Origin of the sequence: Pseudoglutamicibacter albus, assembly GCF_022346425.1 — a bacterium.
Taxonomy (GTDB): domain Bacteria; phylum Actinomycetota; class Actinomycetes; order Actinomycetales; family Micrococcaceae; genus Pseudoglutamicibacter; species Pseudoglutamicibacter albus.
In genome coordinates this window covers 81,626-96,123 of record NZ_JAKRCW010000009.1, presented here as the reverse complement: position 1 = coordinate 96,123, position 14,498 = coordinate 81,626, and the positions used below count along the sequence as shown (strand labels likewise).

Annotated in this window: 15 protein-coding genes and 1 tRNA gene; 6 read left to right on the top strand and 10 right to left on the bottom strand. The window is 59.7% G+C overall.

Annotated elements, in window-relative coordinates:
• Positions 1-214 precede the first annotated feature (214 nt).
• The 4 genes from rlmB to MHJ63_RS06905 all read right to left on the bottom strand — a co-directional run bounded on the left by rlmB (position 215) and on the right by MHJ63_RS06905 (position 4,566).
• Positions 215-1,186 (bottom strand): 23S rRNA (guanosine(2251)-2'-O)-methyltransferase RlmB, encoded by a 972-nt coding sequence (gene rlmB, locus MHJ63_RS06920; RefSeq protein ID WP_239446741.1) that lies wholly within the window; start codon positions 1,184-1,186, stop codon positions 215-217.
• A gap of 95 nt (positions 1,187-1,281) precedes the next feature.
• Positions 1,282-2,739, bottom strand: a complete 1,458-nt coding sequence (gene cysS, locus MHJ63_RS06915; protein WP_239446740.1) for a cysteine--tRNA ligase — start codon at positions 2,737-2,739, stop codon at positions 1,282-1,284.
• A 10-nt stretch (positions 2,740-2,749) separates the two neighbouring features.
• The gene (gene ispD / locus MHJ63_RS06910) at positions 2,750-4,033 is read right to left on the bottom strand and encodes a 2-C-methyl-D-erythritol 4-phosphate cytidylyltransferase (protein ID WP_239446739.1); all 1,284 of its coding nucleotides are present in this window, start codon (positions 4,031-4,033) and stop codon (positions 2,750-2,752) included.
• A gap of 32 nt (positions 4,034-4,065) precedes the next feature.
• Positions 4,066-4,566, bottom strand: coding sequence for a CarD family transcriptional regulator (locus MHJ63_RS06905; protein ID WP_035757383.1), 501 nt, complete (start codon positions 4,564-4,566; stop codon positions 4,066-4,068).
• 338 nt (positions 4,567-4,904) lie between these two features.
• Between MHJ63_RS06905 and MHJ63_RS06900 the strand changes: the two genes are divergently transcribed.
• Positions 4,905-5,465, top strand: a complete 561-nt coding sequence (locus tag MHJ63_RS06900) for a hypothetical protein (RefSeq protein ID WP_070506582.1) — start codon at positions 4,905-4,907, stop codon at positions 5,463-5,465.
• A gap of 133 nt (positions 5,466-5,598) precedes the next feature.
• Here MHJ63_RS06900 and MHJ63_RS06895 read toward each other — a convergent pair whose 3' ends face one another.
• Entirely contained in the window at positions 5,599-6,279 is a 681-nt protein-coding gene (locus MHJ63_RS06895; RefSeq protein ID WP_035757387.1) for a response regulator transcription factor, read from the bottom strand.
• A 10-nt stretch (positions 6,280-6,289) separates the two neighbouring features.
• The gene (locus MHJ63_RS06890) at positions 6,290-7,483 is read right to left on the bottom strand and encodes a sensor histidine kinase (protein ID WP_035757389.1); all 1,194 of its coding nucleotides are present in this window, start codon (positions 7,481-7,483) and stop codon (positions 6,290-6,292) included.
• Between the two features lie 225 nt (positions 7,484-7,708).
• Here MHJ63_RS06890 and phoU point away from each other — a divergent pair, with 225 nt between their 5' ends.
• Positions 7,709-8,377, top strand: coding sequence for a phosphate signaling complex protein PhoU (gene phoU, locus MHJ63_RS06885; RefSeq protein WP_035757391.1), 669 nt, complete (start codon positions 7,709-7,711; stop codon positions 8,375-8,377).
• A 98-nt stretch (positions 8,378-8,475) separates the two neighbouring features.
• On the opposite strand, the gene MHJ63_RS06880 is transcribed toward phoU, so the two are convergent.
• Entirely contained in the window at positions 8,476-9,219 is a 744-nt protein-coding gene (locus MHJ63_RS06880) for a phosphoglyceromutase (RefSeq protein WP_070490161.1), read from the bottom strand.
• A gap of 57 nt (positions 9,220-9,276) precedes the next feature.
• The gene (locus MHJ63_RS06875) at positions 9,277-9,642 is read right to left on the bottom strand and encodes a DUF2516 family protein (RefSeq protein ID WP_083285244.1); all 366 of its coding nucleotides are present in this window, start codon (positions 9,640-9,642) and stop codon (positions 9,277-9,279) included.
• A gap of 52 nt (positions 9,643-9,694) precedes the next feature.
• On the opposite strand from MHJ63_RS06875, the gene tmk reads away from it, so the two are divergent.
• From tmk to MHJ63_RS06855, 4 genes are all read left to right on the top strand, one after another.
• Positions 9,695-10,465 (top strand): dTMP kinase, encoded by a 771-nt coding sequence (tmk, locus tag MHJ63_RS06870; RefSeq protein WP_239446738.1) that lies wholly within the window; start codon positions 9,695-9,697, stop codon positions 10,463-10,465.
• On the top strand, positions 10,462-11,676 hold the full coding sequence (locus MHJ63_RS06865) for a DNA polymerase III subunit delta' (RefSeq protein ID WP_239446737.1): 1,215 nt from the start codon (positions 10,462-10,464) through the stop codon (positions 11,674-11,676). The genes tmk and MHJ63_RS06865 overlap by 4 nt, the downstream gene beginning before the upstream one ends.
• Positions 11,677-11,741: 65 nt before the next feature.
• Positions 11,742-13,331, top strand: a complete 1,590-nt coding sequence (locus MHJ63_RS06860) for an alpha/beta hydrolase (protein ID WP_239446736.1) — start codon at positions 11,742-11,744, stop codon at positions 13,329-13,331.
• Between the two features lie 164 nt (positions 13,332-13,495).
• Positions 13,496-13,568 (top strand) — tRNA-Thr (locus tag MHJ63_RS06855).
• A 133-nt stretch (positions 13,569-13,701) separates the two neighbouring features.
• Here MHJ63_RS06855 and MHJ63_RS06850 read toward each other — a convergent pair.
• On the bottom strand, positions 13,702-14,220 hold the full coding sequence (locus MHJ63_RS06850; RefSeq protein WP_052048638.1) for a hypothetical protein: 519 nt from the start codon (positions 14,218-14,220) through the stop codon (positions 13,702-13,704).
• Positions 14,221-14,288: 68 nt separating this feature from the next.
• A complete protein-coding gene (locus MHJ63_RS06845) occupies positions 14,289-14,492 on the bottom strand; it encodes a YbdD/YjiX family protein (protein WP_052048639.1) in 204 nt (67 codons plus the stop codon).
• Positions 14,493-14,498 lie beyond the last annotated feature (6 nt).

The window sequence follows — 14,498 nt, the reverse complement described above, 5'->3', positions numbered from 1 at the left end:
GGTAGATGAATCCCGAGTCATTGTCCACCAGACACGCCGGCAACCGGCACTCCATCCGTGTGGGCAACAGGAAAATACTCTACACACACCCACACCAAAACGCAAAACCACCCACACACCGGCCAGCGTTCCAGCCATGAACCCCGTAAATACAAGGCAAAACTCCCCTGTACCACGTTCCAGGACGCAGTTCAGGGGAGTTAGCGAAGAAGATTCAGTTCTGTGATGCTCGTCGCTTATTCGCGATCTCGTACAGCGTGATGCCCGCAGCCATCGATGCATTGAGAGACTCCATCGCAGCGTTAATCGGGATCGAGACGATCTGATCACACGTCTCCGAAACCAAACGCGACAATCCCTTGCCCTCGTTGCCCACCACAACAATCAGCGGCTCATCAGCAAGTTCAAGTTCAGGCAGGGATACATCACCCCCGCCATCCAAACCCAGAACATAGAAGCCATTCTGCTTGGCCTGCCGCAGAACCTGCGTGAGGTTCGTGGCCCGCGCAACCGGCACACGTGCAGCAGCACCAGCAGAGGTCTTCCACGCTGTAGCAGTGACACCAACCGTTCGGCGCTCCGGAATCACGATCGTCCCAGCACCAAAGGCCGATGCGGAACGGATGATCGCACCCAAGTTACGCGGATCAGTGATACCGTCCAACGCCACAACCAACGGGGCCCCCGCTGTTCCGTTGCGGTAATTCTCCATCGCATCGGCAAGGCTCGCGGTAGCATCCGGATAGTCATACGGCGGGATCTGCATCGCAATACCCTGATGCACCGAGCCGTCTGTCAAACGATCCAGCTCAGGCTTAGTCGCCTCAAGAATCGGAATGCGTCGCTGAGCCGCGATCTTCAACGCTTCACGGATGCGGTCATCCACATCAATCTGAGCCGCAACATACAAAGCCTTCGCCGGGATGGAGGCCTGCAATGCCTCCAGCACAGCGTTACGCCCGTTCACGTGCTCCTCAGAGAAACGACGACCACCAGTCGGTTGGCGACGGTTGCCTTGCTTGTTCTGCGAACGCTCCCGCAAAACCTTGGCACGATGCGCCTTGTGATAGACCCGGTCCTCCGCCTTAGGAGTGGGACCGCGGCCCTCAAGCGCGCGCTTATTCTTACCGCCGCTGCCCTTAGAGGGCCCCTTACGGTTACGTGGTGCCTTACGTGGCGCCGACATATGCCCTCCTCAACGGACACAACGATCAACTACAACGCCCGGAACCCGGACTAACGTCAAGTCTAGGCTCTGAAACCCCTACGAGCTTCCAAGCTCTACAATCCAGTCAAAACCCACGATGCGCCATCAGCGCCATCCTTGACCGTGATGCCCGCCGCAGCGAGCTCATCACGGATACGGTCAGAGGTCTCAAAGTCCTTCGCCGCACGCGCGGCCGCGCGCTCAGCCAGACGCGCCTCCACCAGTTGCGCCAACGCGTCCGATTCGGCGCCCTGACTAGACGCAACAGTGGACGCCGCGTCATCAAGGCCTAACACCGCGGTCATCGCCGCAACCTGGCGAGCCGCGTCCAACGCGGCACCGGCCTCCGTGCCGTCGCCTGACCCTAAAGCTGCGTTGCCGCGACGCACCGTCTCATGCAACGCCGCAAGCGCCTGCGGAACATTCAGATCATCGTCCATGGCTTGAGCGAAAGCCGACGCGACCTCGCCACCAGCCACAGCATCGGCACCAAACTTCTCGGCAGCCCTCGCAACAAAACCCTTCACACGCTCCAGAGCGGCACCGGCCTCCGCCAGAGACGACGGCGAATAATCCAACTGCGAACGGTAATGAGCCTGGCCTAAGAAATACCGGACAACATCCGCCGGAGCCTGTGCCAACATCTCACGCGGAGACACCGTGTTCCCCACGGACTTCGACATCTTCTGGCCCTCAAACGTCACCATGCCGTTATGCATCCAGAAACGCGCGAAACCATCGCCAGCCGCCTGCGACTGAGCCATCTCATTCTCATGATGCGGGAAACGCAAATCCAAGCCACCACCGTGGATATCGAACGTCTCACCGAGGTACTTACCCGCCATCGCCGAGCACTCGATGTGCCAGCCTGGCCGGCCACGCCCCCACGGCGAAACCCACGACGCCGTCAACGGGTCGCCATCCTTATGGCCCTTCCAGACCGCGAAATCACGCGGATCACGCTTACCGCGCGGATCAGCGTCGCCAGCATCCTGCATGTCATCCACCGACTGATGCGTCAGCGCACCGTAGGAAGGATAGGAACGGACATCGAAATAGACGTCACCCGAGCCATCCTCAGCCGGGTACGCATGGCCCGCATCGATCAGACGCTGAATCAACGCGAACATCTCCGTCATGTGCCCCGTAGCGCGCGGCTCATACGTCGGAGGCAAAACGCCCAATGTCGCATACGCCTCACGGAACGCCGCCTCAAAACGGTACGCCAACGCGAACCACAACTCATTAGCCACATAATCCGGGCCGAGCTGAGCAGGATCAGAGAAAGACAGCGCCGACTTCTCCAAAATCTTGTCATCAATATCCGTGACGTTACGGACCATCGTGACCGTGAAACCGCGATACATCAGCCAGCGCCGCAAAATATCGAACGCGATGGCCGATCGCACATGCCCCACATGCGGCATCCCCTGAACCGTCGCGCCACAGTAATACAGCCCCACATGCCCCTCCCTGACAGGGACAAAATCGTGGACGGCACGGGTACGGGTGTCATAGAAACGCAAGCTCACAGACCCAACCCTATCGCTTCGGCGTCGGATACACCCACGCGACCGCGCGGGCCGAAATACCCTCGCCCGCACCCTCGAAACCCAAACCATCCGATGTCGTGGCAGCGACCACAACCGGAGCGCCCAAGGCATGCGACAACACACGGTTCGCTTCCTCACGCCGCTTAGCAAAGCGTGGACGGTTCCCCACAAACTGAACCGACACGTTACCCACCATGAAGCCCGCTTCTCCCACCAAGCGCGCCGCCTCACGAACCAGCGTCACGCCAGACGCGCCAGCGAACTCAGGGCGGTCAGTACCAAACTGAGTGCCCACATCCCCCAAACCGGACGCCGCGAACACCGCATCACACACAGCGTGAGCCACAGCATCACCATCAGAATGCCCACTCAAACGGCGCTCCCCCGGCCACTCAAGCCCAGCCAACATCAACGGCAAAGCTCCAGGCGCTGACGGGTCCTCATCCGAAAACGCGTGAACATCAAAACCCAAGCCAACCATCGGCAGGCTGCCTGCAGGGATTCCCTCACCCAACTCGTGCACCTCACTCATGGTTCCAACTCCCTTCTCTTCAGCGGCACCGGCCGCGAGAATGCCCTCAGCGATAGCAACATCCTGTGGATGCGTGACCTTCAACGCCCGCTCATCCCCGGCAACCACCACAACCCGGTATCCAGTCTGTTCAAGCAAGCCCGCATCGTCACTGGCATCCCGGCCAACCGACTCGCGGTGCACACGCCGCAACGTATCCGCGACAAAACCTTGCGGCGTCTGCACAGCACGCAGCGACGAACGCTCCGGCGTATCCACCACCACGCCATCAGCATCAACGATCTTGTACGTATCCACCGCAGGTAACCCCGGAACAACGCCGTCCACATCATCACGGGAACGCAACTGCTCAACAACCCGCCCAAACAAGGAGGCAGGCGCAAAGGCGCGAGCGACATCGTGAACCAACACGAAACGCGCATCCCCCACAGCTGCAAGACCGGCCGCCACCGATTCCTGACGCGTCGCCCCGCCAGGAACACACGAAACCGCAACACCGGCAACCTCAGGACGCTGTGCGACGAGTTGCGCTACACGCCCATCAGAAGGCGGCGTCACAACAACCACCTGCCCGGCCAGGCCCGGATCAACCACAACATCGAGACAATGCTCAACCAAACTCCGGCCAGCAACAGCCGCCAAAGCCTTAGGCATACCGGCCTTTAAACGCGTACCGGAGCCCGCCGCCACCACAACGATGGCCACAGACTCCGGTGAACACTCGGCCGGAAGAAGAGTCACATGAGGTGACATTCAACCCCCGATACGAAAACTTAGACCTTAGCCTTACGCTTCCCAGACAAAACATCATCCAGGACAACCTCAGCCTCATCTTCCGTCAGCTTCTTAGCAAGAGCCAACTCCGAGGTCAGGATAGTGCGCGCCTTAGCCAGCATGCGCTTCTCACCAGCAGACAGACCACGATCATTCTCGCGGCGCCACAAGTCACGCACAACCTCAGCGACCTTATTCACATCACCAGAAGCCAGCTTCTCCAAGTTCGCCTTATAACGACGAGACCAGTTAGCAGGTTCCTCCACATCCTGAGCCTGCAACACCTCAAAAACGTGCTCAAGCTCATCCCGGTCCACAACGTCGCGGACGCCAACAAGATCCACATTCTCAGCAGGGACCTCAATCACCAAGTCACCCTGGGCAACCCGAAGCTTAAGGTACATTTTCTCTTCGCCCCGGATGGTGCGCATCTTAATCTCTTCGATCGTGGCAGCACCGTGATGTGGGTAAACGACCGTCTCTCCGACGTCAAAAATCATGCGGATAAACCCCTTTCTAGATAACTAGAATATCACGACTAACTCCGCACCTTTCCACAGAACCCCGTAAACATAGGGGAAACGGAACTTAACGGCTCAGTACCTTCAACGCGCAGTTATCTATACGCCGACTGGCAACACAGTCACCACAACAGCGGCCCACGCACCCCAAATAAACGATCGAATCACCGCACAAGCCCGAACGGTTTGTCACCAACACACAGCCGAGGCCGCGAGAAACACACAAACACGATAGAATCGCAGGAGGCGGTGGTCTGCTTGCACCCTTAAATGAGCAAACAACCGCGCAGATGACTCATTGATGAGGAGCTAATTTCGTGAAACTTCCCGTGAAGGCCCGCATCCGCCGCGCCGCCTCGGGCGCCGCCCTTGCTGCGCTTGCGCTCACCGCTACCGGCTGCGGTGCGATCAACGACCAGGCAACCACTGCCCAGTACGACCCATCAGACGGTGTCTCCGCGCACGTCGGCGACGTCACCATCCAGAACCTGGTGCTCGTCACCAACGGCGCCGACCAAGAAGCCCGTTACCTCGGCACCATCGTGAACAAGGGCAAGGACTCTGCAGACCTCAGCCTCGAGTTCAGCGGCAACTCCGTAGACACCAACGTCACCGCAGACAAACCGCTGCGCCTCGAAGACGATAAGAACGCCGAAACTTTCACGGTTCCAGGCGACACCAGCAAGGAAACCAACAAGGGCACCTACCCTGGCCAGCAGGTCCTCGTGACCATCAAGAGCGGCGGCAACAGCACCACCGCGAAGGTCCCAGTAGTCGACGGAACCCTCCCTGAGTACGCCAACTACGTCCCAGGTGGCCACGACAAGTCACGTAGCGACCACCTCAAGCCCTCCGAAAAGGCCGACCACGGCCACTAAGAACACAGCCTGACCCGCGCTAACCGCCGGGCATGGCACAATAAAACGCTGTGGGCCGGACACTCGCTCGAGTGTCCGGCCCACAGCGTTTTATACGGTAACTGCGCGGGAAACGGTACCTACGCTAGGAAGACTAGCCTTCGAACTTGTATCCCAGGCCGCGCACCGTCACCAAGTGAACAGGCGAGCCGGGCTCCTCCTCAATCTTGGCGCGCAGACGCTTCACATGAACATCAAGAGTCTTGGTATCGCCAACATAATCCGATCCCCACACTCGATCGATCAGCTGCCCGCGCGTCATCACACGGCCCGCGTTACGGAGCAACATTTCAAGAAGCTCAAACTCCTTGAGCGGCATCTGCACACGCTCACCACGCACCGTGACCACATGCCGTTCGACATCCATCCGGACAGGGCCAGCCTGCACGGTTGTGGAAATCAGCTCTTCCGCTTCCCCCTGGCGACGCAAAACGGCCCTAATCCGGGCCAGCAGTTCACGCGAAGAATACGGCTTCGTCACATAGTCATCCGCGCCCAGCTCAAGACCCACGACCTTATCGATCTCAGAATCCTTAGCCGTCAACATGATGATCGGCACGTTAGAACGTTGCCGCAACTGCCGGCACACCTCAGTTCCCGGAAGTCCCGGAAGCATCAAATCCAATAAAACGAGGTCCGCGCCATGCAGGTCAAACTCCTGAACCGCGGTTTCCCCGTCAGCAGCGACTGCGGCATCGAACCCCTCGCGTTCCAAAAGGAAGTGGAGCGGATCGGAGAGCGACTCCTCATCCTCCACAATCAGAATGCGTGTCACCGTGCTGTACTCACTTTCCCTCAACGCTCGAGGCTTCCTCGAGGCTAGAACTTGCCGAGGAAGCGCTCTGCTCTTCCTCACTTTCGAGACGCGGCAAACGCAACGTGAACGTAGAACCCTGCCCCGGCTGCGACCACAAGGTCACCTCACCACCGTGGCTCTCCATCACGTGCCGCACGATACTCAAACCCAACCCGCTACCACCAGTCGAGCGGGCACGAGCCGAATCAAGCCTGTAGAAACGCTCAAACACGCGTTCCTGTTCATCAGCCGGAATACCCGGACCCTGGTCAGTCACCGTGACCGAAACCAAACCATTCCGGTCACTGATCCCCACACCAACCGTGGTGCCTTCAGGGGAATACCTGATCGCGTTATCAATCAGGTTCCGCACCGCAGTCATCAACAGATCAGATTCGCCATAAACGGTCGCGTTCTTGACGCCGCCAACCTTGATCTCAATGTCCTGCTCACCCGCGATGAGCGCCGTACGATCCACAGCCTCATTCACAAGCTTGGACATATCGACTTCCTCACCCGCCTGCACAACATCAGCAGACTGCAGGCGTGACAGCTCAATAATGTCTTGGACCAAAGCCGCCAACCGCTGCGATTCCTTAGCCAAACGCTTGGTGAACCGCCGCACCGCGACCTCGTCATCAGCCGCGCTCTCAATAGCTTCAGCCAACAAACCCACAGCACCGACCGGGGTCTTCAACTCGTGTGAAACGTTCGCAACGAAATCGCGGCGCATGGTAGCTGTACGAGTGATCTCAGTGCGGTCATCTGCAAGGATCAAAATATGCTCCCCACCCAGCGGCGCCATACGCACATGCACCACAATGAAACCCTGCCCCACAGGGCCGCGCGGAAGCTCAAACTCGCCTTCACGAACCACACCATCGCGGCGAACATCAGCGATCATCTCCACAATGTCGCTATGCACCAACGTATGGCCCCGCACCAACCCATACGCGTACGCAGACGGATTCGCCCGCACCACGCCATCGACCTCATCGACCAGAACATAGGCACGACCAATAACCCCCAACACGTCTGCCGCTCCTTCCGGCAAATCAGGGGTGTCATCAGCGAGCTGGAGAACCCTGCCACGCTGCGATGCGTTATAAGCAAGGACTCCGCCCACACCTATGAGCAGGCCCACCAGGCCTGAAATCACGGCAATGAGTTGCGTATGGTCCACACTAAGAGCCTAACCCTGGAAAACTAGACAACAACCGGAGAATGCACTCCCCTACGACCTGTTCACCTGATGTTCATGTAACGCCTACCGCCGCGATACTTAGCGGAGCAAAGATAATTCATAGTCCCCCACATGTGCCCAGTGAGAGACACACGGCGTGAGCCGCACACAGCAAAACTCACCGCCGCCGCACATGTCTGACAATCGAGAGGAACACACGCAACCGTGCGCAAAGTCTTCCAAGCAGAGCTGACGTCCATCGGCGAAGGCCTCATCACCATGTCCCACCGTGTTGCAACCGCAATGGAACAGGCATGGGAGGCGTTCACCACCCAAGACACCGAACTAGCGCAGGAAGTCATCGCAAGCGACGCTCGCATCGACTTCATGCAGAACGAACTGGACGAGCGCGCCATCGACGTCCTCGCCCTCCAAGGCCCAGTCGCCTCCGACCTCCGCATGATCGTCGGTTCGCTGCGCATGTCTGCATCCCTCGAGCGCATGGGCGATCTCGCCCGCCACATCGCCCAGCTGGCTCGCCTGCGCTTCCCTAACCCGGTAGCACCAGAAAGCATCATCCCAACCTTCGCTGACATGGCGAAGCTGGACATCGAACTGGCACACATGCTCGGCGACCTGCTCGACACCCGCGACCTGAGCCTGGCGCGCCAGATCATTGAAAAGAACCGCCAGATCGACGAACTGCACTCATCTGTATTCCGTGCCGTAGCCGCCCCAGAATGGGACGCACCATCCGAAACCACGGCAGACGTGACCCTGACCTCCCGCTACCTCGAGCGCTTCGGCGACCACGGCGTCTCCGTAACCCGCAAGGTCACCTACCTCGTGACCGGCGAATGGGAACCAGAGTCCGTAGACCTCCCATTCAAGTAGCCGATACGCCTCACTAACCGTTCGCGGCTGAGAGAGCATAGAGCTGGGGCCAGCACCTGTGGCAGGTGCTGGCCCCAGCTCTATGCATTACCTAGGCGTTACTTCTTACCCTGGTTGGCGACGTTAGCGATCTCAGCCGCGGCAGCATCCGGATCAAGATAGGTGCCGCCCGGGGTGACAGGCTTCAGGCTCTCATCCAGCTCATACACCAGCGGGATACCGGTCGGGATGTTCAACTGGGCGATATCCTCATCCGAAATACCATCCAGGTGCTTCACGAGCGCCCGCAACGAGTTACCATGCGCGGTCACCAAAACAGTCTTCTCGGCCTTCAGATCCGGCACGATCTGCTCAGTCCAGTAAGGCAACAGACGCTCAAGAACCTGCTCAAGGCACTCGGTGCGCGGCATCGAAACAAGGTCCGCGTAGCGAGGGTCATTCGCCTGCGAAAACGGCGAATCATCCTCCAGCTCCGGCGGCGGAGTGTCATAAGAACGGCGCCAGGTCATGAACTGTTCCTCACCGAACTTCTCCAAAACCTCGGCCTTGTTCTTGCCCTGCAACGCACCATAGTGGCGTTCGTTGAGCCGCCACGAACGCTTGACCGGGATCCACACATGATCCGCGGCCTCCAAAGCGATGTTGGCCGTCACGATGGCGCGAGTCAACAGCGAGGTGTGAAGCACATCAGGCAGGTTGCCGGTCTCCTTGAGCAGCTCACCGCCACGCTTGGCTTCCGCACGCCCCTTCTCAGTCAACGTCACGTCATACCAGCCAGTGAACAAGTTCTTCTCGTTCCACTCGCTCTGACCGTGCCGAAGCAAAATCAGCTTATAAGTCATGATCCGCCTTTCATTCCCGCGCAAGCAGGGTCTCTCAATGACGATGGGTGCCGCGGCTTAATACGAGCCGTACCCGTTCTTACCGGACACGTTAGGACGGACCCCCGCCAAATACACGCCTGTGAAGATCGCCGCAGCCAAGATCAGGATCATGCCGAAGCTGCCACCGCTTAGAATGCCGGCGCCGAAAGGCCGACCTATCAAAGCGGTCACACCGCTGACGCATGAAAGACCTGACACGAGCGCTGCCGCTGCGAGGGCTCCTGTCCACGCGCCCTTCGACATCCTGCTGAAGACGCGGAAACGGTCCGCGGGCTGCCCGAGGCAGTCCAGCAACGCGAATAACGCGAGAGCGAAAATGGCTCCGTCGATTAACACGGAGATCACGAATTCGATCATGAGAGCCCAAGTCATGCGTCCCATTCTATGTGTTCACCCTCATGTTTTGGACCTAACCACCGGTAGGGTTAAGTACATGCAGGTAGATGCCACACAGCAACACCGTAATACCGCCGGTGTGTTCATCGTGTTTGAAGGAGGCGACGGGACAGGTAAATCAACCCAGTCTCGCTTGCTCGCCGAGCACCTGCGTTCGGCCGGTTACCGCGTTGAAACCACCCGCGAACCAGGCGGAACGGCTGTATCCGAGGCACTGCGCGGCATCGTGCTTGACCCGGCGTTCACTCCGATGGACCCTGTCACCGAAGCCTTGATCTATGCTGCGGCGCGTTCGGCTCACGTCAACGACCGGATCATCCCGTGGCTGGAAGCTGGCGCGGTTGTGATCTCTGATCGCTTCCTTGACTCCTCGCTCGCATATCAAGGTGCAGGCCGCGGGCTCGGCCTGGAAACAGTTGCCTCCATCAATGCCCCGGCCGTGCGGGGGCTTGAACCCGACCTCACCATCGTGCTCACGATGCCGGTAGCGGACTCGCGTGCACGCCAAGGCCAACGCGGAACCAGCGACCGCATCGAAGCCGAGCCCGATGAGTTTCACGGAACACTCATGGAAGAGTTCGAGCGGATCGCGGCACTGGATCCGCAGCGTTATCTTGTGATCGATGCGCGGGCAAGCATCGAAGACATCGCGCAACAGATCAACGCGGCCGTGGCTCCCCTCATAAAGCGTGTTCCCCTGGCAGCGCGGACCGAACAGGCCGAGCAGGCCCCGGCGGCGCGGCCGGCGGCGGGCTCAGCGTCCAACCCTGCACCTGATGCCGTGACAGATGCCGGAGGTAGCGCATGAGCGTGTGGCGGGACCTCCCTGGACAGGAGCGGGTGGTTGAGCAACTCAAGCGCGCGGTGAGCGGTAGTGCGATGACCCACGCGTGGCTCATGACCGGCCCTCCGGGCTCAGGACGCACCAACGCGGCCCGCGCGTTCGCTGCCGCCCTTGAATGCGAACAGGCCGCGCCGGAAGCAAAGGGCTGCGGTGAATGTCCGGCGTGCCGCACCGTGCTCGCTGGAACACACCCCGATGTCAGCATGGTGACAACCGAGAACGTTACCTACTCGATTGAAGACGTCCGCCACCTCATCAGCACAGCCCACGACAGGCCAGCCACGGGACGCTGGCGGATCATCATCGTTGAAGACGCCGACCGCATGACCGAACGCACCACCAACGTGTTGCTGAAAGCCATCGAAGAGCCACCCCCGCACACCGTGTGGATCCTATGTGCGCCTTCGCCCGCCGATGTCCTGGTCACGATCCGTTCCCGTTGCCGCAACATCACACTCCGGATCCCGGATAACGCCGATGTCGCGGAGCTTTTGGTTCGCAGGGACGGGCTAACCCCGGCGCAGGCTGAGTTCGCGGCCCGCGTTTCCCAAGGCCACATCGGTGTTGCCCGCAGGCTCGCCCGCGACGAGGGGGCGCGGCAGCGGCGTGAAGACATCGTGAACACGCCGTTCAGAGCCACGAACATCGCTAACGCTATGGCGGCAGCCGCCCATTTCGTTGAGATAGCGACCGCGGAGGCGACCGCATCCGTTGAAGAGCGTTCCCAAGCCGATGAGGCTGCGTTGAGGGAAACCTTCGGCTTGTCCCCGGAAGAATCGATCCCGCGGCAGTTACGCACAGAGTTCAAGCGCCTCGCCGATGCCGCTAAGCGCCGCGGACGGCGCGGAACCACCGACTCGATAGACCGCGCATTGATCGACCTGACGACGTTCTTCCGTGACGTTCTCACAATCCAGCTCGGCACAGGCCAAGAGCTCGTCAACGCTCACCTTGCGCCGCAGCTGACCCAGTACGCGAACGCGACGAATCCGGGGCACTCTGTTGCCGCGATCGACCACATCGGGACCGCACGCGAGAGGATCGCCGGAAATGTAAGCCCACAAGTAGCGATCGAAGCGCTCATGGCCGCGATCATCGTCTCACCCCGTAGTACTACACCGCGAGGTTCTGCTTCACCTAGACTGACTGCGCACAGGCCATCTGCGGCTCGATGAACCTCCCGGGCCACCGATAAACCGTGTACTACTAGCTTCATCAGATCGACATCAGCGAGGATAATGTGACTTCCCCACACCAAACCCGGCTCCTTCCGGGTGCTAAGCCCCGCCGGGGCGTGATGTTCAGTGCAGCAGCCGCCGCTGTTGCGTTAGCGCTCACCGCTTGCGGTGGTGGCGGTAGCAACGGCGGGTCCGAGGCGAGCCCGGCCGAGTCTTCGAAAGCGCCGGCCACGGAAGCCGTCAGCGGCAAAGACCTGAAGTCTTTCTATGACCAGAAAATCGACTGGCAGGAATGCGGCAACTTTGAGTGCGGCGAGATCGCAGTTCCACTGAACTACGAGAAGCTTGACGAGGGCGCGATCACGATCTCAGTTATTCGTGCGAAAGCCACCGAAAAGTCCGAAGGCAGCTTGGTTGTGAACCCGGGCGGGCCGGGCGCCTCAGGTGTCAACATGGTCAAGGACGCCGCCTCGATGCTGTTCTCCGATGAGCTGCGTAAGAGCTACGACATCGTCGGTTTTGACCCTCGCGGGGTGGGTAGCTCGACAGCCGTGAAGTGTTTCACGGACGAGGAGCTTGATGCGCGCATGGAGGAATCTCGTATGCCGCGCAACGATGAGAAGAGCATCAAGGAGATCAAGAAGGCCGCAGAAGCCGATGTGCTCAAGTGCAAGCAGAACACCAAGCCGGAAGGGCTGCTGAGCCAAATCACCACACCGAACTCCGCGCGAGACATGGATATTCTGCGCGCGGCCCTCGGCCATGAGAAGCTCGACTACCTCGGCTACTCATACGGCACCGAGCTCGGCGCTCAGTATCTGTCGTTGTTCCCAGAAAACGCTGGACGCATGGTGCTGGATGGGGCGTTGGACCCAAGTCTTGAGATGGAAGAGGTCGGGCTTGGGCAAGCGAAGTCCTTCGAGGAGAGCCTCGATTACTATCTTGAGTCCTGCACCGAGCAGCCGAATACTTGCTGGTTCAAAGGTGACGTTGCGGCTGGCCGTAAGAAGCTCACCGAAGCGATCGACAAATGGGATGCCAAACCGATGACCACCGAGGACGGGCGCAAGTTCAGTGGCGCCTCCGTTTTCGAGGCAGCCCTCTTGCCGATGTATGAGCCAGCAGCCCATGACATGCTCACTGACGCGTTGAGCCAGGCGATCGAAGAAAATGACCCAGAGGGGATCGCGATGCTGTGGGATTTGTCTACTGAACGTGGAGAGAACGGCAAGTACCGCAACAACACCAGCCAGGCGTTCTACGCATACAACTGCATGGATTACGGCGCGTCTGCACTGACAGAGGAATCCCGCAAGAAGACGCGCGAAAAGTTCAAGAAGGAAGCGCCGTTCTACGGCGAGGCCCTCAGCGAGCACGATGGTTGCGCTGGCTGGCCTAACGCCGGTGGCGCCGCGCAAGATGACTTCAAAGTGTCTAAGGACATCCCGCCTGTTTTGGTGGTCGGCACTAAGCACGACCCAGCAACCCCGTACCAGTGGTCTGTGAACCTGCAGAAGCAGCTTCCAGGTTCTACCCTGCTGACCTTTGACGGGTGGGGCCACACCGCTTACGGGCGTTCCAACGAGTGCGTCACCACCGGGGTCGAAGACTTCCTGCTCAAGGGAAAGATGCCTAAGAAGACTAACTGCTGACGGATCGCCTCGCGCTGGTTACGGCGTTGTTGTGGCCGTACGTAGGCCCCGTTTCAGGGCGGTTTCAACGCAGTTTCACCCGCGTTTTGACCCTGGCGCGTTGAACCGATAGAGTTTCGACTCGTGGCATGCACCTTGCGTGTATGCCGGCGGTTCACCGCCAGGCCTCCTTAGCTCAGTCGGTAGAGCGTTTCACTCGTAATGAAAAGGTCGCCGGTTCGATTCCGGCAGGGGGCTCGCACAAAAGGTTCGTGGCCGTACCAAGACTGGTACGGCCACGAACCTTTAACGTTTTCAGCGCTTATGGACTGGGCGGTGTTTAGCTCTGCGGTGCGCGTACCCTACTCTGCGGTGCGCCGGCCTACAGTGTTTAGCGATGCAGTGCCCGCTGCAGTGCAGCTTCCGCCTTTTCAACATATGAGTCCACTGCCCCGCTCTTGCGGTCCAGGTTGTCTTTCGCCGCTTTGTTGTCCTGCGCCGCTTTGGCCTCTTGCGGCGCGCCACCCTGGCCAGCTTCTGAGGCATCCTCGGCGGTAGCCCACCCGAGCATCGCTGCGGATTGAGCGAGGGTCGCAGCGTGCGTGGCTGCTTTCGTTAACGCATGGTGCACGTCCATAGCGGCGGCTGGGACATGGTCTCCTGAAGACGGGAACGCCGCTTGCGCTCGGTGTGAGACCTCACGTACGCGTTCAAGGTGGTCACCCACCTCGTCCGCGTACGTGAGGATCACGTGATACGCATCGTCAGCTTGCGCCTGCTCCAGGACCTGGTGCATACGGTCCACCGCGCGCCGGAATCGCCAATAGTCTGAGCGCCACACGCCCTCGCCTAGATCTTTGGTGTCCTTGCGGTCCGGGTTACCGAACATGGTTTTGAAAAACTCACGCATGCACCCAAGATAGCTGGTTTGAGCGGGCTAAGCCTCAACAGCGGCGGTGGCTCAGCGGTAGCGATGCCTCAACAGCATCGAGCCCCAGGGTTCTTGTCCTGGAAATCGTGGTATTGGCGCCACCACTCTTTCTCGCTGAGCGGCTCTTCACCGGGGTGCGCCCGTTGAAAATGCTCAACATAGCGGTGGTACTTATCCGCGCCTACGACACCGCTGAAGAAGCGGCCGAACTTACGCAGAAAATCCACGACTGTTGCCATCACCTGTCCCATGAGAAA